The organism is Sanguibacter sp. Z41_6 (assembly GCF_059621145.1).
The window spans coordinates 516,940-538,336 of sequence record NZ_JCAQIF010000003.1; the positions used below are offsets into that span (position 1 = coordinate 516,940).

19 protein-coding genes are annotated in these 21,397 nt (G+C 69.1%); 8 read left to right on the plus strand and 11 right to left on the minus strand.

The window, feature by feature from the left end:
• Window positions 1-3: 3 nt before the first annotated feature.
• Complete coding sequence (locus tag AC54T1_RS10005; RefSeq protein WP_496911848.1) at window positions 4-981, minus strand: TolB family protein; 978 nt, start codon at window positions 979-981, stop codon at window positions 4-6.
• 234 nt (window positions 982-1,215) lie between these two features.
• Between AC54T1_RS10005 and AC54T1_RS10010 the strand changes: the two genes are divergently transcribed.
• Complete coding sequence (locus AC54T1_RS10010; protein WP_496911849.1) at window positions 1,216-2,079, plus strand: hypothetical protein; 864 nt, start codon at window positions 1,216-1,218, stop codon at window positions 2,077-2,079.
• 65 nt (window positions 2,080-2,144) lie between these two features.
• Window positions 2,145-2,630 carry a hypothetical protein gene (locus AC54T1_RS10015; RefSeq protein ID WP_496911850.1) on the plus strand — a complete coding sequence of 162 codons (486 nt, stop codon included), beginning with the start codon at window positions 2,145-2,147 and terminating at the stop codon, window positions 2,628-2,630.
• A gap of 181 nt (window positions 2,631-2,811) precedes the next feature.
• Here AC54T1_RS10015 and AC54T1_RS10020 read toward each other — a convergent pair whose 3' ends face one another.
• On the minus strand, window positions 2,812-3,708 hold the full coding sequence (locus tag AC54T1_RS10020) for an SURF1 family protein (protein ID WP_484344934.1): 897 nt from the start codon (window positions 3,706-3,708) through the stop codon (window positions 2,812-2,814).
• A 226-nt stretch (window positions 3,709-3,934) separates the two neighbouring features.
• Here AC54T1_RS10020 and AC54T1_RS10025 point away from each other — a divergent pair, with 226 nt between their 5' ends.
• Genes AC54T1_RS10025 through AC54T1_RS10035 form a run of 3 tightly spaced genes read left to right on the plus strand, consistent with a single transcriptional unit; the run spans window position 3,935 to window position 9,887 of the window.
• Window positions 3,935-6,451: a phosphoketolase family protein gene (locus tag AC54T1_RS10025; RefSeq protein ID WP_496911851.1), complete on the plus strand. Its 2,517-nt coding sequence runs from the start codon at window positions 3,935-3,937 to the stop codon at window positions 6,449-6,451.
• Window positions 6,448-8,616, plus strand: coding sequence for a phosphate acetyltransferase (pta, locus tag AC54T1_RS10030; protein ID WP_484344932.1), 2,169 nt, complete (start codon window positions 6,448-6,450; stop codon window positions 8,614-8,616). The genes AC54T1_RS10025 and pta overlap by 4 nt, the downstream gene beginning before the upstream one ends.
• Window positions 8,613-9,887, plus strand: coding sequence for an acetate/propionate family kinase (locus tag AC54T1_RS10035; protein ID WP_484344931.1), 1,275 nt, complete (start codon window positions 8,613-8,615; stop codon window positions 9,885-9,887). The genes pta and AC54T1_RS10035 overlap by 4 nt, the downstream gene beginning before the upstream one ends.
• A gap of 53 nt (window positions 9,888-9,940) precedes the next feature.
• On the opposite strand, the gene AC54T1_RS10040 is transcribed toward AC54T1_RS10035, so the two are convergent.
• The 3 genes from AC54T1_RS10040 to AC54T1_RS10050 are packed head-to-tail and all read right to left on the minus strand — an operon-like array spanning window position 9,941 to window position 13,212.
• Window positions 9,941-11,608: a succinic semialdehyde dehydrogenase gene (locus tag AC54T1_RS10040; RefSeq protein WP_496911852.1), complete on the minus strand. Its 1,668-nt coding sequence runs from the start codon at window positions 11,606-11,608 to the stop codon at window positions 9,941-9,943.
• 21 nt (window positions 11,609-11,629) lie between these two features.
• A complete protein-coding gene (locus tag AC54T1_RS10045; protein WP_496911853.1) occupies window positions 11,630-12,082 on the minus strand; it encodes a GNAT family acetyltransferase in 453 nt (150 codons plus the stop codon).
• 5 nt (window positions 12,083-12,087) lie between these two features.
• On the minus strand, window positions 12,088-13,212 hold the full coding sequence (locus AC54T1_RS10050; protein ID WP_484344928.1) for a GuaB3 family IMP dehydrogenase-related protein: 1,125 nt from the start codon (window positions 13,210-13,212) through the stop codon (window positions 12,088-12,090).
• 150 nt (window positions 13,213-13,362) lie between these two features.
• Here AC54T1_RS10050 and AC54T1_RS10055 point away from each other — a divergent pair, with 150 nt between their 5' ends.
• The gene (locus AC54T1_RS10055; protein WP_496911854.1) at window positions 13,363-14,094 is read left to right on the plus strand and encodes an exonuclease domain-containing protein; all 732 of its coding nucleotides are present in this window, start codon (window positions 13,363-13,365) and stop codon (window positions 14,092-14,094) included.
• On the opposite strand, the gene AC54T1_RS10060 is transcribed toward AC54T1_RS10055, so the two are convergent.
• The 3 genes from AC54T1_RS10060 to AC54T1_RS10070 form a co-directional block, all read right to left on the minus strand.
• The gene (locus AC54T1_RS10060; RefSeq protein WP_496911855.1) at window positions 13,994-14,977 is read right to left on the minus strand and encodes a pseudouridine synthase; all 984 of its coding nucleotides are present in this window, start codon (window positions 14,975-14,977) and stop codon (window positions 13,994-13,996) included. The genes AC54T1_RS10055 and AC54T1_RS10060 overlap by 101 nt on opposite strands.
• A 3-nt stretch (window positions 14,978-14,980) precedes the next feature.
• Complete coding sequence (guaB, locus tag AC54T1_RS10065; protein WP_484344925.1) at window positions 14,981-16,504, minus strand: IMP dehydrogenase; 1,524 nt, start codon at window positions 16,502-16,504, stop codon at window positions 14,981-14,983.
• A gap of 83 nt (window positions 16,505-16,587) precedes the next feature.
• Window positions 16,588-17,760, minus strand: coding sequence for a MerR family transcriptional regulator (locus AC54T1_RS10070; RefSeq protein ID WP_484344924.1), 1,173 nt, complete (start codon window positions 17,758-17,760; stop codon window positions 16,588-16,590).
• 342 nt (window positions 17,761-18,102) lie between these two features.
• On the opposite strand from AC54T1_RS10070, the gene AC54T1_RS10075 reads away from it, so the two are divergent.
• Entirely contained in the window at window positions 18,103-18,405 is a 303-nt protein-coding gene (locus AC54T1_RS10075) for a WhiB family transcriptional regulator (protein WP_484344923.1), read from the plus strand.
• 122 nt (window positions 18,406-18,527) lie between these two features.
• Here the strand turns inward: AC54T1_RS10075 and groES are convergent, their stop codons facing one another.
• The gene (gene groES, locus AC54T1_RS10080; protein WP_484344922.1) at window positions 18,528-18,821 is read right to left on the minus strand and encodes a co-chaperone GroES; all 294 of its coding nucleotides are present in this window, start codon (window positions 18,819-18,821) and stop codon (window positions 18,528-18,530) included.
• 206 nt (window positions 18,822-19,027) lie between these two features.
• Entirely contained in the window at window positions 19,028-19,534 is a 507-nt protein-coding gene (locus AC54T1_RS10085; RefSeq protein ID WP_496911868.1) for a tyrosine-type recombinase/integrase, read from the minus strand.
• On the opposite strand from AC54T1_RS10085, the gene AC54T1_RS10090 reads away from it, so the two are divergent.
• Window positions 19,446-19,928, plus strand: a complete 483-nt coding sequence (locus AC54T1_RS10090; protein WP_496911869.1) for a hypothetical protein — start codon at window positions 19,446-19,448, stop codon at window positions 19,926-19,928. The genes AC54T1_RS10085 and AC54T1_RS10090 overlap by 89 nt on opposite strands.
• 344 nt (window positions 19,929-20,272) lie before the next feature.
• Here the strand turns inward: AC54T1_RS10090 and AC54T1_RS10095 are convergent, their stop codons facing one another.
• Window positions 20,273-21,100, minus strand: a complete 828-nt coding sequence (locus tag AC54T1_RS10095) for a NucA/NucB deoxyribonuclease domain-containing protein (RefSeq protein WP_484344921.1) — start codon at window positions 21,098-21,100, stop codon at window positions 20,273-20,275.
• Window positions 21,101-21,397: the final 297 nt, after the last annotated feature.

Sequence of the window (21,397 nt, forward strand, 5' to 3'; positions counted from 1 at the left end):
GTGCTACCGAGACCAGAAGGACGATGGCATCCGGGCAATCGTCTGCTGATACAGCTCCGCGTTCGTGCATCTGAGCAGCAGCTCCGATTCTCCAGTGTTGATGTTGACGCCCGACAAGGTGAACGTCCTCCCTCTCTCGGAGAGGGTCAGGACGCGGTCGCGCTCGATAAGTCCCTGCATCCGCACAGTCTTCTCGAAGGGGATGGCGCTGCTCGAGCCGGGCAGGAACGGCAGCGGATGAAACTCGTTCGTCGTGATGTCGAGAAGCCCCGCGACCTCGTCTCCGTCGATGACGAGCAGCCCGGTGCCGTCGGGCGTCCACGAGAGCGACCCGCGGAGCGCAAAGTCGTCGCGGGAGTACACCAACGCGCCCGTCGCGGCGTCGCACACCAGAACGGCATCGCAGGCTCGGCGGTGACTCTCTCCCTCTCGGCGCGCCGACAACGCGATGAGGCGACCGTCAGGCGACCACTGCACTGCTAGGTCGTCGGGCCCCGCCTGATGCCAGCCGACAAGGGTCAACAGTTCTTTCGGTGGCGCGTCAGAGAAGGAGCAGATCGAGAGCGTCATGCGCGGAACCCAACCTCCACCGGGAAGGCTCGTGGACGGCACATACCACCCCGCAGCGACCGCGACCCGCTGGCCCTGAGGGTCGGGCGCGAACGCCCTCGCACCGCGATAGTCACCGGGCGCGTCGAACCGCGCTCGAGTCACCGCGCCGGTGGGCAGATCTAGCCGGTAGATGCCAAGGCTGATGCCGGTCTGGTGTCCGACCTCGTCGTCCTTCTGCTCGCGCTCGAAGACCAAGGCTCGGCCACCTGCCACGAGCACGTCCCGGGAGTTCGGGTGCCACCTGTCGAGGTCTGGCAGAGGAGCCAGCACCCCAGACTCACGCAGCCACGCATAGTCCCTCCCGGCGGATCCGTCGACGTTACCCACCAGAGCAATCGGCTCATCGGTGAGGCCGAGCGGTTCTTCCACACGCTCGCACCGCCAACGAACGGGTGGTCGACGTGGACTCAGCGGTCGGGCCATGCGCCGATGGTAGTTGCCACACGTTGCCAGTGCCCCTCCATTGCTGATCTCCGGCTGACCAACTCTCTTCCGCGCCTGACGACGCCGCGATTACCAAACTAGTTTCACACTACTTTGTTAAGAGGCTTCTCGAACGTCGATTTCGAGGGACCTCTCCCGAACAACTTCATGGCCGTCCGCGTGGGCGAGGACGAGCGGCTTTCTTCGTTCGCAGGGCCCTTCCGAGGCGATGAACAGTACAGGTTCTACGTACCGCAGCTCCCGGGCCATAAATCGGCGAGCATCGAGTTCGACCTCATCAGGTTCGGTGTTCCAGCGCCTGGCCCTGAGGAGGTCCGCTTCAGCGTCGACGACAAACCGATGCTTCTGCAGATCGATTGGTCCGAAGCAGATTTCGGGACTTCCGACAGTGGAGCCTTTTTCCGCAAGCAGCACGTGTCGGTCGAGATCGACCATCACCTTTCACAAATTGCTGGCACCTTCTCCTCTAACTCTGAGAGCGGAGCATCAGACGCCTTCGGCGTCGACAACCTCTCGGTGGAACTCGACCTAGTCCCGGCAGAGCGTTTCCCGGTCACCCTCACACAGGGGGCGCCCGTGGGGCTCGACAGTCGGTTGCGCCTCGACGGTGCCGGCGTCCTCGAGAACCGCGGGGCGAACGATCAGTACCTTTTCGAACTGCCTAGCGAATCTGACTTGATGCTCGACTGGAACTCGGCATCGGCGAGTGTGAGTTGGGACTTGTCTACTGCCGACGGAACATCAGTGGGTGCTGGTTCGAGCCGCGATGGCGACGTGCGTCTACGCAAACTCTCCGGGGCGTACGTTCTGAGCATTCGTAGTGCGGGCGCGATGCCACCTGCAGTGCAGTCCTACTCGCTTGATGCACTCTGGATTCCGGAGGCTGATTCGTTTGAGGTGACGATGCCCGGACCGGTGAACATCTCCGACGGCAAGCCCGGTGCTGGCGCCCGGAACCTCGAGACGAAGGCCTCGGTCGATGAGTACGTGTTCACCGTCGCGGAGGGGGCTCTCGGACCCTGATCGACTTCACCTATCCCACCTGGGGCGCCTACGGCACATGGGAGGTTCTCGACTCCGAGGGTGTAGTGGTCGGTCAGGGGCTCACTTCCAAGAGCGAGCGGACCTTCGATCAGATCCTGCCCGGCGGCCAGTACCGATTGCGGTACAGCGGCGAGTACGAAGGCTCAGGGACCTACACTCTGCGCATCTACCAGCCCCCCGCGGCCCAGCAGTTCGCGGTCCTGGTCAACACCACCACGCCCGTGACCCTGTCCCCCAACACCCCTGCCGCCGGAGCCGGGTCCCTGGAGACACGCCTGTCCTCAGACGTGTACTCCTTCACCGCCGGACCAGACCAGGAACTGTTCGTCGACCTCAACGGCACCAACTCCCACCTGCGCTGGCAGCTCAAGGACACCACCGGAACACTCGTCGCGGAGAACACCTTCAGCGCCGACCAACGCATCCCCCACCTCACCGCCGGCAACTACACCTTCACCACCTTCATCGACCCCACCAAGACCACCACCTACGACGCCACCTACAACCTCAGCCTCCTGCTCGTCCTGTAGAAGTAGCCGGTGCGACCTAGGCTCTTTACGACGGCACCGTCGAAGTCTCGGGTCAGATCCCGTGACGTTCTCGGATCACGGCGTCGAGGCGCCGGACCTCAGCTTCGTCGACGTCGAGGAAGCAGGCACCGGCACCGGCACCGTGGGGATGCTGCTCGTTCTCCCCCGCTGACGCGGAGTCTCAGGCGCCGCGCGCCGCCTGCTCCGCGAACGGGTCGAGCTGCGCCCCACCGTTGCGCAGGCGCGTCTCGTCGCGGACGAGCCTGAGCCACAGCGCGACGGCGAAGCCGCCGAAGATCCACCACTGCAAGGCGTAGAAGAGGTTCTGCAGGTTGATGCCGTCCCCGCCCTCGATGCTGGGGCGCGGCAGGAGCTGGAGCGCCTCGGGCTGCTCCGGGGCCGAGCTCGCCTCGACGAGGTACCCGGAGTAGATGGGACCGCCCCACACGTTGGCCAGGGCGGCCGAGCTCACGGCGTCCGTGCGACCGTTCGCGATCCCGCTCTGCGCGGTGGCTTCCGAGGCCTGCAGGTAGCCCGTGAGGCGCACAGTGCCAGCGGGCGGGACGAGCTCACTCACGGCCGCGTCGGCCGAGCCCGCCGCGAGCGCCTCGTCGCCGAGCTCCTGGGGCACCCACCCACGGACCACTGGCAGCACGGGTGCGCCCGACAGCTCAGCCCACGAGGCGCCGTCGCGGCCGTCCTGGCTCACCCGCAGGGGGGTGAGCACGAGGTAGCCGACCTCGCCGTCGAGGGCTCGGCCGGTGACGAGCAGCTGCTGCGAGGCGTCGTACGTGCCCGCCACCCAGACCTGGCGTCCGACGACCTCGCCCGGGAAGGTCGTCTGGGGCGTGAGGACGTCGGCGAGGGGTGCGACGGCGGTGGCCGCGGCCTCGGCGGCGGCGTGATCGTCCGCCAACCGGCCGCGCTCCTGGGCCCGGTCGAGCTGCCACACACCGAGCCGGGCGCAGACGGCTGCGGCGGCGAGGAAGAGAACGAGGAGCGCGATCATCCGGGGTTGGCGGGCTACCGCGAGCATCGACGGGCCCCGCTGCGCTGGCGCGTGGTCGAGGTCGGACACCTTGCCAGGCTACCGCCGGGTCACGCCTCTCCCGGCCCACTCACCCCCTCACGGGGACCGTGTGACAAGTCTCACGGGCGCACCGTCGCACTGTCGACCTCCTCGCCGCAATCGGCCCGAAGCGCTACCACGGACCGCGGGGGACCCGCGGCACCAAGGACCTAGTGCACCCCGGCCCCGCATGGGGTTGTATGAGTGGACAACCTTTCACAGGTAGGAGATCACCATGAGCATCGCTGCTGAGCCCCGCACGCCAGACCCGGATGCACCCGTGAGCACGGCGACCGCGTGGCAGCGCGGCTCCGGTGCACCGGTGAGCGACGAGACGCTCCATCGCGTCGACGCCTGGTGGCGGGCGGCGAACTACCTGTCTGTCGGGCAGATCTACCTGCTCGCCAACCCGCTGCTGCGTACCGACCTCAGCCGGGAGGACGTCAAGCCTCGCCTCCTCGGCCACTGGGGCACGACCCCCGGTCTCAACTTCCTCTACGCGCACCTCAACCGCGCGATTCGGGAGCGGGCACAGTCGACGATCTACATCACCGGTCCGGGTCACGGTGGACCGGGGCTCGTCGCCAACTCCTACCTCGAGGGCACCTACACCGAGACGTACTCGGACATCACCCAGGACGAGGAGGGCATGCGCCGCCTCTTCCGCCAGTTCTCGTTCCCCGGCGGGATCCCCAGCCACGTCGCCCCCGAGACGCCGGGGTCGATCCACGAGGGCGGTGAGCTGGGCTACGCCCTGTCGCACGCCTACGGAGCAGCCTTCGACAACCCCGACCTCCTCGTCGCCGCCGTCGTCGGTGACGGTGAGGCCGAGACGGGCCCGCTCGCCACGAGCTGGCACTCGAACAAGTTCGTCAACCCGGCGAAGGACGGCGTCGTCCTGCCGATCCTCCACCTCAACGGGTACAAGATCGCCAACCCCACCGTCCTCGCGCGCATCAGCGACGAGGAGCTCACCTCCCTCATGGTCGGCTACGGCCACAAGCCCTTCGTGTTCGAGGGCGGGTTCGACGGCGAGGACCACCTCACGGTGCACGCCCGCTTCGCGGCACTCCTCGACGAGGTCCTCGACGAGATCACGGCGATCAAGGAGCGCGCTGCAGCCGGCGACGAGTCCCGCCCGATGTGGCCGATGATCGTCTTCCGCACCCCGAAGGGTTGGACCTGCCCGCCGGTCATCGACGGCAAGAAGACCGAGGACTCCTGGCGGGCGCACCAGGTGCCGCTCGCCAGCGCCCGGGACACCCCGGAGCACCTCGAGGTGCTCAAGGACTGGATGAAGTCGTACAAGGCCGACGAGCTCTTCGACGCCACGGGCCGCCTGCGGCCCGAGATCGCGGAGCTCGCCCCCGACGGCGACCTGCGGATGAGCGCCAACCCGCACACGAACGGCGGACTCCTCACGAAGGACCTGCGCCTGCCCGACTTCCGGGACTACGCCGTCGACGTACCGACGCCGGCGGGGTCGATCAGCGAGGCGACGCGCGTCCTGGGGACGTGGCTCACCGACGTCATCCGGCTCAACCCGGACAACTTCCGGATCTTCGGTCCTGACGAGACGGCGTCGAACCGGCTCCAGGCGGTGTTCGAGGTCACGGACAAGGTGTGGAACGCCGAGTACCTCCCGGGCGACGACGACGACCACCTGGCGCGCGCGGGCCGCGTCGTCGAGATGCTCTCGGAGCACCAGTGCCAGGGATGGCTCGAGGGCTACCTCCTCACCGGCCGCCACGGGCTGTTCAACTGCTACGAGGCGTTCATCCACATCATCGACTCGATGTTCAACCAGCACGCCAAGTGGCTCAAGGTCACCCGGGAGATCCCGTGGCGTCGCCCCATCCCGTCCCTCAACTACCTCCTCTCCAGCCACGTGTGGCGCCAGGACCACAACGGGTTCTCCCACCAGGACCCCGGGTTCATCGACCACGTGGTGAACAAGAAGGCGGAGGTCGTGCGGGTGTACCTGCCGCCGGACGCCAACACCCTGCTGAGCACGTACGACCACTGCCTGCGCAGCAAGGACTACGTCAACGTCGTCGTGTCCGGCAAGCAGCCCGCCCCGAACTTCCTCACGATGGACCAGGCGGTGGCGCACTGCACCCGTGGTCTCGGGATCTGGGAGTGGGCCGGGACCGAGGTGCCGGGCGAGGACCCCGACGTCGTGCTCGGCTGTGCCGGCGACGTCCCGACCCTCGAGGTGCTGGCCGCCGCGGACATCCTGCGCCGGGAGCTCCCCGAACTCAAGGTGCGCGTCGTCAACGTCGTCGACCTCATGCGCCTGCAGCACGTGAGCGAGCACCCGCACGGGCTCGCCGACCGTGACTTCGACACCCTCTTCACGACGGACAAGCCCGTCGTGTTCGCCTACCACGGCTACCCGTGGCTCATCCACCGCCTCACCTACCGCCGCAAGGGCCACGCGAACATCCACGTCCGCGGGTACAAGGAGGAGGGCACGACGACGACGCCGTTCGATATGGTCATGCTCAACGACCTCGACCGGTACCACCTGGTCATCGACGTCATCGACCGGGTGCCTCACCTGGGAAGCCGCGCGGCTATCCTGCGGCAGGAGATGGTCGACGCCCGGCTCCGCGCCCGGCAGTACACCCGTGACCACGGGATCGACATCCCCGAGGTGCAGGACTGGGTGTGGCCCGACGCCGGCGAGACCGGCACCGAGGCAGCAGGACCCCAGCTGAGCACCAGCGATACCGGAGGCGACAACGAGTGAGCTCGACCGCACGCAGCATCTACATCACGTCCCCCGAGGGTGAGACCGGCAAGTCCATCATCGCCCTCGGGGTCGTGGACCTCCTCACCCGTCGGGTGCAGAAGGTCGGCGTCTTCCGCCCCGTCACGCGCAGCGGTCACACGCAGCGCGCGTCGGGCGGGGACGTGGCTGACACCCCGGACTACGTCGTGGAGCTCCTCCTCGCCCACGACGGCGTGGATCTCACGTACGAGCAGTGCGTGGGTGTGACCTACGACGACGTCCATGCCGACCCCGAGGCCGCCCTCTCGAGGATCGTCACCCGCTACCACGAGGTCGAGAAGCAGTGCGACGTCGTGGTCGTCGTCGGCACGGACTACACGGACGTCGCGGGCCCCACGGAGCTCGCGTTCAACGCCCGTATCGCCGCCAACCTGGGCGCGCCGGTGCTGCTCGTCCTGTCGGGCAACCGGCGCTCCCCGGAGGGCGTGCGGCAGATGAGCGACGTGTCCGTCGCCGAGCTCGAGGCGAACCACGCCCAGGTCATCGGTGTCGTCGCGAACCGGTGCCTGCCGGCGGACCTCGAGGCGATCCAGTCGGAGTTCGCCCGCAGCGACGCCCTCCCCGTGTGGACCGTCCCCGACGACCCGTTCCTCATGGCCCCGACCGTCAACCAGCTCATGCAGGCGGTGGAGGGCGAGCTCGAGCTCGGCGACCCGGCACTGCTCGGCCGCGAGGTGCTCGACGTGCTCGTGGGAGCCATGAGCTTCGAGCACCTGCTCGACCGTCTGTCCGACGGTGCCGTCGTCATCACCCCTGGCGACCGCACCGACGTGCTTCTCGGGCTGCTCACCGCGCAGACCGCGAAGAACTTCCCGTCCCTCGCCGGGATCATCCTCAACGGAGGCTTCTACCCGCCGCCGTCAGTGGCCCGGCTCATCCACGACCTCGCGCCCAGCGTGCCGATCATCCGGACCGAGCTCGGGACGTTCCGGTCCGCGAGCGCTGCCGCGTCGGCGCGGGGCCGGGTGACGAAGGAGTCCCAGCGCAAGGTCGACACGGCGCTCGCACTGTTCGAGCAGAACGTCGACGGCGCGGCGCTGCTCGCGAGCCTCGACGTCGAGCGCCCCGAGGTCGTGACCCCGCTGATGTTCGAGTACGACCTGCTCAGCCGGGCGCGGGAGGACCGCAAGCGGATCGTGCTGCCCGAGGGCGGGGACGACCGCATCCTGCGGGCTGCCTCGACGCTCCTGCAACGTCAGGTCGCAGACCTGACGATCCTCGGTGACGAGGAGGCGATCCGCGCACGGGCCGTCGAGCTGGGTCTCGACATCTCCGAGGCGCAGGTGGTCAATCCCCGCAGCGGGGAGCTGCACGAGCGCTTCGCCGAGGAGTACACGGCGCTGCGTGCCCACAAGGGCATGACCCTCGACCTCGCCCGCGAGATCGTCAGCTCGGTCTCGTACTTCGGCACGATGATGGTCCACCTCGGCCTCGCCGACGGCATGGTCTCCGGGGCCGCGCACACGACGGCGCACACGATCAAGCCGTCGTTCGAGATCATCAAGACGCTCCCCGGTGTCTCCGTCGTCTCCTCGGTGTTCCTCATGTGCCTCGAGGACCGGGTGCTCGTCTACGGCGACTGTGCCGTCAACCCCGACCCCACCGCCGAGCAGCTCGCCGACATCGCGATCTCCTCGGCGGCAACGGCCGCCCAGTTCGGCGTCGAGCCCCGCATCGCGATGCTCTCCTACTCCACAGGAGAGTCCGGGACGGGAGCCGACGTCGAGAAGGTCCGCACAGCCACCGAGCTCGTCCGGTCGCGGCGCCCCGACCTCTCTGTCGAGGGACCCATCCAGTACGACGCAGCGGTCGACGCATCCGTGGCGGCCTCGAAGATGCCCGACTCCGCCGTTGCCGGTCGGGCGACCGTGTTCATCTTCCCGGACCTCAACACCGGGAACAACACCTACAAGGCCGTGCAGCGCTCCGCCGGTGCGGTGGCCGTCGGCCCCGTGCTGCAGGGCCTGCGCAAGCCGGTGAACGACCTGTCGCGCGGCGCGCTCGTGCAGGACATCGTCAACACCGTGGCCATCACCGCCATCCAGGCCCAGGCGCTCGCCAGCACTGCTGACGCCGCGCCCGGCGCTGCCGCCCCGACCGACTCAGGAGCACCCACCGCATGAACCCGTCCGCCGTCGGCGACCGACTCAGCTCCTACAGCGCCCACGGAGCGCACGGCAGCGTCCTCGTCATCAACTCCGGGTCGTCGTCCGTGAAGTATCAGCTCGTCAACCCGGTGGGGGGCGAGGCGATCGCCTCGGGTCTCGTCGAGCGCATCGGGGAGAGCACGGGCCGCATCTCCCACAGCTTCGGGGGGAACACCGTGCGGCGGGAGGGTGCCGACGCGGTCGTCCCGGACCACGGCACGGCTCTGCGCACGGTGCTCGACCTCTTCGCCGAGTACGGTCCCGACCTCTCCGAGGCGGACGTGTTCGCTGTGGGGCACCGCGTCGTCCAGGGCGGGAGCACCTTCTCGGGGCCCGTCGTCATCGACGACGACGTGGTCGAAGAGATCAGGGACCTCATCCCGCTGGCCCCGCTGCACAACCCGGGCCACGTCCGGGGTATCGAGGTGGCGCGGGAGCTGCTGCCGGACGTGCCGCACGTCGCGGTCTTCGACACCGCGTTCTTCCAGACGCTTCCCCCGGCCGCGCACACGTACGCGATCGATACGGAGGTCGCACAGAAGTACGGCGTGCGCCGGTACGGGTTCCACGGCACGAGCCACCAGTACGTCTCCGGCAAGGTCGCCCGGGTTCTCGGGCGTCGTCTGGAGGAGCTCAACCAGATCGTGCTGCACCTGGGCAACGGCGCGTCGGCGTCTGCCGTCCAGGGGGGCGTGGCTGTCGAGACGTCGATGGGTATGACACCCCTCGAGGGCCTGGTCATGGGGACGCGGTCGGGCGACATCGACCCCGCGGTGATCTTCCACCTGTACCGCAACGCAGGGATGTCCATCGACGAGATCGACGACCTGCTCAACAAGCGGTCCGGGCTCAAGGGGATCGCTGGCGACAACGACTTCCGCGGCCTGCACGACCTCATCGCCGCCGGGAACGAGGCGGCGCAGCTGGCGCTCGACGTCTACATCCACCGGCTGCGCAAGTACATCGGTTCGTACCACGCTGTGCTCGGCCGGCTCGACGTGCTCACGTTCACCGCAGGCGCCGGTGAGAACGACGCCCGGGTTCGCGAGCTCGCCGTCGCCGGTATGGAGAGCATGGGGATCGCGATCGACCCGGTGCGCAACTACGACACGAACCGCGGCCCGCGCATCATCTCCCCCGACTGGACCTCGACCCTCGTCATGGTCGTCCCGACCAACGAGGAGCTCGCCATCGCACGCCAGTGCGCCGCTGTCCTCGACGAGCAGGGCGAGCTGCTCCAGGACTGACCGGCCCCGCACGAGCACCCCCGCGTTTCCGTGCGGGGGTGCTCGTCGTCGGTTCAGGCGATGCACAGACGACGCATGAGGGCGAGCGCATGCGTGAGCCGCTCCTGCGCGGCGCCGTCCGGGAGCGGGTCGCCGCTCGTGGCGCTCCCGGGATCCGCCAGGCCGAACGCGGCGCTGATCCGTCCAGCAGCGGAACCTGCCGTGCCCGCTGCCGCCACCGTCTGGGCGCGCGTGTAGCCGAGGATCCCCTCGCGCCCGTGCCGACGCCCCAGCCCCGACGCCTTCGTGCCACCCGCTGGCGCCGCCGGCGAGCCCCATGCCGAGGCGTAGCCGTCGTTGATGTTCACGAGGCCCGCGTCGATCTGCGCGGCGAGCCGCCGTCCTCGCGGGACATCCCGGGTCCAGATGCTCGCGTTGAGCCCGTACCCGGTCTCGTTCATCACGCGGACTGCCGACGCGTCGTCCGGAACCCGGACGACCGAGACGACCGGCCCGAAGGTCTCCTCCTGCGCGCACAGGGCGTCCGCCGGCACCGCCTCGAGGACGGTGGGGGCATAGAAGTAGGGTCCGACGTCCGCACGGTGCACGCCGCCGGTGAGGATCCGTGCCCCGCGGGCGAGCGCGTCATGGACGTGCTCCTCGACGCGCTCGAGCTGACGTGGCCCGGCGAGCGACCCCATGCCGCCGGAGTAGTCCAGAGCCGCTGACAACCGCAGAGCCCGGACCCGTGCGAGGAACCGGTCGAGGAATGCCTCGGCGACGTCCTCGTGGAGGACGAGCCTCTCGACGGACAGGCACAGCTGCCCGGCGCTCGTGAAGCACGCGCGCACGGCGCCCGCCGCAGCGGCATCGAGGTCGGCGTCGGCGGCGACGTAGAGCGGGTTCTTCCCACCGAGCTCGAGCGTGGCCGGTACGAGCCGCTCCCCTGCCTGTGCAGCGACCCGGCGTCCCGTGGGCGTCCCGCCGGTGAAGGTCACCTGGTCGACCTCCCCGACCAGCGCCGCCCCCACCTCGGCCCCTCCGACGACGACCTGCACCACGCCCTCCGGCACACCGGCGTCGGCGAGCGCGGTGACTGCCCACAGGGCCGTGAGGGTCGCGCCTGTGTCCGGCTTGAGCACGACGGCGTTCCCTGCCAGCAGTGCAGGCAGGACGTCGCCGAGCGTCAGGGCGAGGGGGTAGTTCCAGGGCTCGATGACCCCGACGACTCCGAGCGGCCGCCGGTGGACCGTGGTGCGGGTGATGCCGGGAAGCGCACCGCGCACCCGGCGCGGACGCAGGTAGGACGCACCTCGCAGGCCGTAGTGCCGGGCGACCTGCGCTACGTCAGCGACCTCCTCGAAGGCGTCGCGCCGCGTCTTTCCGCACTCCATCTGAAGAAGGTCGAGCACCTCGGACTGCCGGGACAGCACGAGGTCGTGCGCACGCAGGAGGACCCGCGCGCGGTCCCTGACCGGGCGCGCCGCCCACTCGGGCTGCGCGCCGCGGGCACGGGCGACGGCACGGGCCACGTCGGAGGCGCTCGACAGCGGGAGCTCGACGAGCGGGGCGCCGGTGAAGGGTGCCACCGCTCGGTGCGTCCCTGCCTCGTGCGTGGTGGTGACGCACGTCAGGAGCGGGGCAAGGACGTCGGGGTCGAGGAGACCGGTCGCCCGGGGGTGCGTCTCAGGGTCGATGGCGCCCGCCGGGTGCGGGACGGCGTGTCGGGGGTGGTCTGCCATGCGGCGAGGATACGTCGGGCGTCAGACAAGCCGACGGCCGAGGACCACGCACTGTGCGTCCTCGTAGCCCAGTGCCGTGTAGAACCCCACGACGTCGGTGTTCGACGTGCGCACCATGAGCTGGACCTTCTCGGCCCCCTGGGCGGCCAACCACGCCTCGGCCGCGACGACGAGGTCCCGGCCCAGACCGCGTCCCCGCCACGCGGGGTCGACGGCGAGGTAGTACACCCATCCGCGGTGCCCGTCGAACCCGGCCATGACCGATCCGACGAGGGGGCCCGTCGCGGAGCCGTCCGCCGGGGTCCCGCCGTGCGTGACGAGGACGGTGGCGGAGTCCGTGGCGCGAGCGTTCGCGATGTCACGTTCCGGGTCGTTCCACGGCCTCGTGAGGTCGCACGCCTGCCACAGGGCGATGACGTCCGCGACGTCGGCGTCAGTGATCTCGGTGACGGTGGCGCCGTTCGTCTCCCGCACCCCGTTCACCGGGGCTGGTAGGGCGAGACCACGACCTCGACGCGCTGGAACTCCTTGAGGTCGGAGTAGCCGGTCGTCGCCATCGCGCGCTTGAGCGCACCGACGAGGTTGAGAGTGCCGTCAGCCTGCCGGCCCGGGCCGAAGAGGATCTCGGCGAGCGTCCCGGCCGTTCCGACGTGCACCCGCTCACCTCGCGGCAGCTGCGGGTGGTGGGCCTCAGAACCCCAGTGCCAGCCGTGCCCAGGAGCCTCGGCCGCCCGCGCGAGGGCCGCACCGACCATGACGGCGTCCGCTCCGCACGCCACGGCCTTGACGAGGTCGCCAGCGCGACCGACGCCGCCGTCGGCGATGACGTGCACGTACCGGCCGCCGGACTCGTCGAGGTAGTCACGACGCGCCGCGGCGACGTCGGCGACCGCGGTCGCCATGGGAGCGTGGATGCCCAGGGAGATGCGTGTCGTGTGCGCCGCTCCCCCGCCGAAGCCCACGAGCACACCAGCGGCGCCTGTGCGCATGAGGTGCAGGGCCGCCGTGTACGTGGACGCCCCGCCGACGACGACGGGGACGTCGAGCTCGTAGATGAACCGCTTGAGGTTGAGGGGTTCCGCGTTGCCCGAGACGTGCTCGGCGGAGACCGTCGTGCCGCGGATGACGAAGAGGTCGACCCCGGCGTCGACGACGGTGCGGTAGAACTCCTGGGTCCGCTGCGGAGACAGGGCGCCCGCGACGGTGACGCCCGCAGCACGGATCTCCTGGAGACGCTGCGTGATGAGCTCGGGGCGGATCGGCGCCGAGTAGATCTCCTGCATCCGACGCGTCGCGACCTCGGGAGCGAGGGACGCGACCTCCGCGAGCAACGGCGTGGGGTCGTCGTAGCGCGTCCACAGGCCCTCGAGGTCGAGCACACCGAGGCCGCCGTGACGACCGAGCGCGACGGCGGTGGCCGGGCTCATGACCGAGTCCATCGGAGCGGCGAGGATCGGGAGACCGAACTGGTACGCGTCGATCTGCCAGGTGACGGACACGTCCTCCGGGTCACGGGTGCGCCGCGACGGCACCACCGCGATGTCGTCGAAAGAATATGCGCGCCGTCCGCGCTTGCCCCGGCCGATCTCGATCTCGTTGCTCACCGGACTAGGCTACCGTCCCCGACGCAGCCCGGGAGCGGACCCGGTCGGCGTCCGGCAGCGACATCGAGCGCACCGCGCGCCCTCCGCCCGGTGTCGGTGCCCCCTGGCACCCTGAGAGCCGTATCCAGGACAGAGGTCAGGAGAGCAACCATGACGTGGACAGCGGGTCCCCTGCTCGGGTTCGACACCGAGACGACCGGGGTCGACGTGCACACCGACCGGATCGTCACGGCCGCGCTCGTGCGGCGCGACGCGACGACGACGGACGTGCGGACGTGGATCATCGATCCGGGCGTGCCGATCCCCGACGAGGCAGCCGCGATCCACGGCGTGACGACAGAGATGGCGCGCGAGCGCGGTGAGCGCCCGGCTCCCGCGCTCGACGCGATCGCCGCGGCGCTCGCCCAGGCGCTCGTCGACGGGGTGCCCATCGTCGCCTTCAACGCGACCTTCGACCTGTGCATCCTCGACGCCGAGCTCGCCCGGCACGGGCTGCCGTCCTTGCAGGACCGCATCGGCCGCGAGGTGAGCCCCGTCATCGACCCGCTGGTCCTCGACCGCGCGGTCGACCGCTACCGACGCGGCAAGCGCAAGCTCGTGGACCTCTGCGGTGTGTACGGCGTCGCGGACGAGGGGAACCTCCACACCGCGGACGTCGACGTCGTCGCCACCCTCGACGTCCTGCACGCGATGGCTGCGCGGCACCCGGACCTCGCGGAGCTCGAGCTCACCGCACTGCACGCCTACCAGCACGCAGAGCACCGCAAGTGGGCGGAGAACTTCAACGCGTGGCGGGCGCGCGAAGGGCTCCCCGGGCCGGGAGCGAGCCTGGCGTGGTTGGCGGAGCACCGTCAGACCACGCGGCCAGCTGCCGCTCGCTGACGAACGAGCGTCGGAGCCCCGTGAGCGGGTCGGTGAACTCGACCGACCGGGCCAGGAGCTGCAGCGGCGCCGAGTAGTCGTCCGCCGCGACCTCGACGACATCCGGGTAGAGCGTGTCGTTGAGGATGGGGATGCCCAGCGCCGCCATGTGGACGCGCAGCTGATGCGTCTTGCCGGTCGCCGGAATCAACCGGTACCGACCCAGCCCCGCCGCCTCGCGCGCGTCGACGAGCTCCACCCGACTCTCGCTGTTCGGCTCTCCGTCGGCCTCCCACGCCGCGAGGATCCCGTGCTGCTTGACGATCCGGCTGCGCACCGTCCGCGGCAGGTCGAGCTCCGGCCGGAGACCGGCGACGGCCTCGTACGTCTTGTGCACCCGTCGCTCGGCGAAGAGCTGCTGGTACGTCCCGCGCAGCTCGCGTCTCGTCGTGAGCACGAGCACACCGGCTGTCACGCGGTCGAGCCGGTGGGCGGGACTGATCTCGGGCAGCCCGAGCTCGCGCCTCAACCGGACGACGACCGACTCGGCGACGTACGCGCCCTTGGGCGTGCTCGCGAGGAAGTGCGGCTTGTCCACGACGAGGAGGCTGTCGTCGTGGTGCAGCACCTCGATCTCGAACGGCACGCGTGCCTCCACCGGCGCGTCCCGGTAGAGGTAGACGAGCGCGCCCGGGACGAACGGTGACGACTCGTCGAAGGGGCGCCCGATCTCGTCGACGACCTCACGGGCACGGACCTTCTCCCGCAGGCGCGCCTCGTCGTGCGGGAAGCGCGCGACGAGGTACTCGAGCACCGTCGGCCGCGCTGCCAGGGGCTCGTGCGGCATCTGGAGCCGCACCGGGTTGAGCCCGTCGCGGACCGGCAGCGGCGCAGTGCGCGCCATGCCCTACCGCCCGGTGTAGTTGGGCGCCTCCACCGTCATCTGGATGTCGTGCGGGTGCGACTCCTTGAGACCGGCAGGGGTGATCCGGACGAACTTCCCGCGCTCCTGCAGCTGGGGGATCGTGTGCGCCCCGACGTAGAACATCGACTGGTGCAGCCCCCCGACGAGCTGGTGGGCGACGGCACCGAGCGGGCCCCGGTACGGGACCTGACCCTCGATACCCTCGGGGACGATCTTGTCGTCGCTCGCGACGTCCGCCTGGAAGTACCGGTCCTTGGAGTAGGACGCCTTCTTCCCCCGGCTCGCCATCGCCCCGATGGAGCCCATACCGCGGTAGTGCTTGAACTGCTTGCCGTTGACGAAGACGAGGTCGCCGGGGCTCTCGTCGCACCCCGCGAGGAGCGAGCCGAGCATGACGGTGTCGGCTCCGGCCACGAGGGCCTTCGCGATGTCGCCGGAGTACTGCAGCCCGCCGTCGCCGATCACCGGCACGCCGGCCGGCTTGCAGGCGAGGGACGCCTCGTAGATGGCGGTCACCTGGGGCACCCCGACGCCTGCGACGACCCGGGTCGTGCAGATGGACCCGGGACCGACCCCGACCTTCACGGCGTCCGCCCCTGCGTCGACGAGCGCCTGGGCGCCGGCCCGCGTCGCGATGTTGCCGCCGATGACCTGGACGTTGCGGAAGAACGGGTCCGCCTTGAGCTTGCGGATCATGTCGAGGAGCAGGCGGGCATGGCCGTTGGCCGTGTCGGCGACGAGCACGTCGACCCCCGCCTCGGCGAGCGCCGTCGCCCGGTCCCACGCGTCCCCGAAGAACCCGATCGCCGCGCCGACGACGAGGCGGCCCTCGGCGTCCTTCGTCGCGTCGGGGTACTGCTCGGTCTTGACGAAGTCCTTGACGGTGATGAGACCGCTGAGTCGGCCGGCGTCGTCGACGAGCGGGAGCTTCTCGATCTTGTTCTTGCCGAGCAGCGCTGCGGCGTCCTCGCGGGAGATCCCGACGGGGCCCGTGACGAGCGGCATGGGCGTCATGACGTCGCGGACGCGCCGCGTCGTGAACTCGCCCGGAGCGACGAAGCGCAGGTCGCGGTTGGTGATGATGCCGAGCAGCGTGCCCCGGTCGTCGACGACCGGCAGGCCGGACACCCGGTACTGGCCGCACAACGCGTCGAGCTCGGCGAGGGTCGCGTCGGGGCTCACGGTGACGGGGTCGGTGATCATCCCCGACTCGGAGCGCTTGACGAGGTCGACCTGCTGGGCCTGCGCCTCGATCGACAGGTTGCGGTGGAGGATGCCGATCCCACCCTGGCGGGCCATCGCCACGGCCATGCGGGACTCGGTGACGGTGTCCATCGCGGCGGACAGCAGCGGGACCGCGACGCTGATCTCGCGAGTGAGCCGCGCGGTGGTGTCCACCTGGCTCGGGATGACGTCCGTCTCGTTGGGCAGGAGGAGGACGTCGTCGTACGTGAGGCCGGTGAAACCGAAGGGGTCGTGGGGCTGCGTGGTGCTCGGCGCGCTCATGAATGAAGTCTACGCATCGGGCACGCAGCAGTCGGCTGTCGCGCTCGTCAGCCTCGCCCGTTCACCGAGGCAGCTCCCGGCGCTCAGCGCGCGACGGCGAGGACCTCGTGGAGCAACCCCTGGAACGTCCGCACGCGGCTGACGTTCGCGGACAGCGGGAGGTCCGCGGCCGCGTCGTCGCTGCTGAGCCCGACGAAGATGGGCAGCTGCGGCTGGGCTTCGTGGAGCGCATGGACGATCCCCAGCTCCGGCCGTGTGAGCGAGGTCACGAGCACGGTGGCCACTGGGCGGACCATCGTCACGAGCTCCATCGCCCGGTGGGCGTTGGCCGGGCCCGTGACGATCCTCGCGGTCACGCCCTGAGCGACGAGCGCTGCCGCGAGCGCGTGCATCGCGAGCGGCTGGGTGTCGTCGACCGCGGAGAAGAGCAGGACGATCTTGCGCATCTGGCTCGGGTGGGGCGAGCCGCCGCCGCTCTCCTGGGCGGCGCGCTCCTCACGTGCCCGGATGAAGTCACCGAGCACCTTGAGCGTCGCGCTCGCGAGCATGGCCTCCGGAGCCTCGCCCGGCTTCGCCAGGACCGTGCGCGCGGCCAGCTTGCGCACGGTCGGCTCGACGAGCGACGTCCACCACGTCCCCGGGTCCTCGTCGGGCTCGAGCGCGAGCAGGCGCTCGCACGCGGCGATGTTGCCTCGCAGGAGCGCGTCGACGATGTCGGAGGAGGTGATCTGCGTGACGGTCGCCGCAGACGCGAGCCGGAGCGGTGGCCGCTGGTCGTCCTGCGTCTCTGCAGCCCCCTGGCGAGGAGCCCGCAGGGACGTGACGGAGCCGAGCGTGCCCGCGCCGCGCGGGCCGGGCTGGTCCCCGGCACCCTCGACGCTCGCCGCCGAGGGCTCGTCGTCGTCGGACGCCACATCAGCGTGCGCGAGCGACGCTTGCAGCTCCGCCTCGAGCTGCTCGCGGGTCGTCGAGCCGAGGTCGAGCGCGATCGCCGCCTTGGCCGCGTCGACGGGTGCCACACCCTCGAGCGCGAGTCGCCGCATGACCATGAGACGAGCGACGTCGTCGTCGGAGTAGCGGCGGTGCGCGCCAGCACTGTGCTCCGAGGGCCCAAGTCCGTACCGGCGGTCCCAGGTGCGCAGGGTGGCCGGCGCGACGCCCAGCCGACGCGCCACGACAGCGACCGCCAGCCCGGGAGACGTCGATCCCTGGTCCGAATCAGCGGCCGGCTCATCACGTGGTCGCTCGTTCGTCATGGCTCGATTGTGCCCAGCCTGCGCGACCGATGCCACTTGGTCTCACTGCTCCCGCTGCCACACATTGTTCATAAGTTGTTCGTCGCCGGTACCTCCGCCCGCCCCGCATTCCGCGTATTCCTGCCGGTCTGACGGCTGCCGACCGCAGGCACGAGTAGGCAGACGCGCCCCAGTTCGCGGCGATTCGTCCGCTTTCAGAATCGCATCGAGCCCATGTGTCCGCAAGGGAGGCTTGAACAACCTGTGAATCGGTTGTACGTTGTGCAGACCGAAGGCGCGGTTCGACCACCAGCCGCCCACGGATCGACTTCCGCACAACTTCTGACCGAAGGATGTACCGCGATGACTGAGCTCTCCCGCCTCCCCGGCCCCGTGATGGAACTGTGGGAGTGGCAGTACCAGGGTGCCTGCCGCGACGTCGACGACACGCTGTTCTTCCACCCGGAGGGCGAGCGCGGCGCTGCGCGGCGTCGCCGGGCGGAAGCCGCGAAGGCCATCTGCCACAGCTGCCCCGTCATGATGGAGTGCCGCGAGCAGTCCCTCGCCGTCCGTGAGCCCTACGGGGTGTGGGGTGGCCTCAGCGAGGACGAGCGCACCGCAGCGCTCGCCGGCACCACCTCCACGACCGCCCGTCGGATCGGCTGATCCGAGAGTCACACACTCCAGCGCGCCCGTACCGGGTCTCGCCTCCTTCACGCAGCAACGACGAAGCCCCCACACCGATGAGGTTGTGGGGGCTTCGTCGTTGCTGCTTGCGAGGGGCTGTATCAGCCGATCACGGCGAGGACGTCGCGGGCCGAGAGGATGAGGAACTCCTGGCCGTCGTACTTGACCTCGGTGCCGCCGTACTTGCTGTAGATGACCTTGTCACCCACGGCGACGTCGACGGGGACGCGGTTGCCGTTGTCGTCGATGCGACCGGGCCCGACAGCCAGGACCTCGCCCTCCTGGGGCTTCTCCTTGGCGGTGTCAGGGATAACAAGACCGGAGGGCGTGGTCAGCTCTACATCGAGAGTCTTGACGACGATCCGGTCCTCGAGCGGCTTGATGGAGACCGACACGCGGACCTCCCCTTTCGCAGAGAATGAAGGACAGTTCAGTTGGTCACGCCCGCCGACGATCGCCGTCGCGGGGGTCGATCACGTGCGGTGCGGAACCGAGCCAAATCTACGTCGGCGTTAGCACTCGGTCAAGGTGAGTGCCAAAGAGAAGCGGCGACACCCTCGATTCGAGGGTATCGCCGCAGGTCAGAGGCTATCTGGGGTACTCACTGAGCACGTTGTTCATGCTGGCGTGTCCCCCCGGTGTCCCCCGCCCCCAGCTTCGCGTTCATGAGCGCCAGGCCGTAGGCACCCTCGGACATTGGAAGGTAATGGGCGTAGCGGTCCATCGTCATCGCGGCCGTCGAGTGCCCCAGCCATGCTTGGACGGTCTTCGGCGGGATGCCCGATGACAGCCACAGTGTGGCTGCGGTGTGCCTGAGGTCGTGGACACGGCGCCCGCGGGCGTGGACGTCCCACTTCACCCTGCACTTCCACGCCCAGCCGCCCCAGATGCGTCCCTTGCCGTTCGTGAAGAGCAGCGCGTCCGGGACGGTCTTACCGGCCATCGCGTCCGCGATGACCGGCCACACCTCATCGACGAGCGGCACCACGCGCGCGTGACCACCCTTCGTCGTCTCGCGGATGGCGTGCCCGGTTGGAGCAGACCGTGCGACCCGGACGGCCGAGGAGCTCCATCTGCTGCACGAGCAGCTGGACCGACTGCTCGCGATCGTCGTCGACGAATATCCGGAGGTGCAGCTGCGGAGCTTCCCGAAAGGCCGCCGCCTCGACGCGCTCTTCGATGGTGTGCTGCTCGGGGATGTCCTGATGGTGATCACGGCACTGGTGCGCGTCAGCGATGACGGCTTGGCCGAGACGATCGAGGACGCCGTGGAGAAGGTCGCCCGAGCGGAGGTCCGCTGGGTGGAGGCCTACCTCAACGACGTCGAGCTCGTCCGTCTGGCAGTCGAGGCGCACACCCCGCGCGACCCGGCATCCCCCTGGCGCTGGGCGACGACGTCCGGGCGGGCCAGCCGGGTGGCGATGACGACGAGGACACGACAGCCATCGCGATTAGGGTCGCGACGACGCGTGACCTGCCCGACGATGGGATCGACTGCCTAGTGCTCTACCCCGGAGCGGTACCCGGGGTGATCCCCCTCCGGCCGTGGGGCGCGATCTTCCAGACGACCGGCGACGTCACGGCGTGCCTCGAACTGGCGGACGCCGTCCTCGCGGCGCCCGCAGTGGGTGACGCCTTTCGCGAAGATGGGCAACTCGCCACGACTTAGGGAATCAGACTTCTGCGGTGAGCGGTTAGCGCAGCCCGAACAACCTGGGAACCAGCTGCACAAAAGCTGGGTCGGCCCCGCCTCGGTGCGGAGCCGACCCAGCGTTGTCGTCGCTTGCCGTACTCGGCCGGGCGATCGTTCTATGGTCAGTACGGAATTCGCTCAGTGCTACCGCGACTAACTGACCACCTTGACGAAGAAGGAATCCTCCGTCAGTATTCGGTTGGCGAGGTAGAAGTTGTTGAGCTGCGTGCCCCCCTTGCCGTTCTCGACTGCGTTGATTCGGCACCTGCTCACCGGCGCTGGGTATCGCGGCGCAGTCTGCACGGCCCAACCGCAGTTGGGCGGGACAATTATCGGACGAAGCGTTGTGTTATTGCGAATCGTTGTGCCTCCCTCGACCGTAGACGCGAACGGATATTCGTCGCATTCTGTGGTTGTGGTCCTCGGCAAGGCTATCGAGTTCGGGCAAACTTGCTTTCTGTTCTCATCCCGGTCGGCCGGAGTAGTTCGCCTCAGCCAGGTCGTCGCACCGAGCTTCTGCGCCGCTTCGATGTGGACCGCAACGCCCTTGGCAGGGCCAGTCTTCGAGTATGAGATGGTCGGGTAGTGCGTGTAATAAACGCACCCCTTACCCATGCTCTTGATGAAGTTGTTGTCACAGCGGGCCGGCATACCAGGGAGCTCGTACGACTGCCCACCCATGAGGGGGAGCGATGAGAAAGTGTAGGTCGCCCTCACCTTGTGTCCATATGTCGATTTGCCGTCGTCCGGAATGGGATATTCGAGGAGTTCTGTCACCGTGTTCCACGTCGTAGTGACGGTGTACTGACCGCCTGCCTTCAGCACCTCCCGGTTCGTTGGCGGGTCATAACGCCAGGTGGCAACTACCATCCGAAACGTCCGTCCAACCAGTGTCCCCTTCAGGCTCGAGGCCCTTACCCGAGTCTCAACCTTGACGATGCCCGATTTGGGATCCGTGCGAACTCCCGTCTCGACATTCATCATTCCAGTGCCCGTAATAGCGTTGTTGACACGCAGGGTGATAGGTGCGTTCCGCACCGCGCAAGACAGGAAACGAGTGGGGGTCAGCATCTGATCCGGCTCTAGATTCACCGAACACTCATTCGCAGGGCTAGCGGCGGCCGCGAGGGCGCGCGGCTGAACCTGTCCGAGGGCCGAGGACACAGGAGTCACTTCCGCTGGCACCGGCTGCGCAGGGCTTGGGTCCGGCACAGGCTGCGGCTGCACAGCATTCGGGTCCGGCACAGGCTGCGGCTGCACAGCATTCGGGTCCGGCAC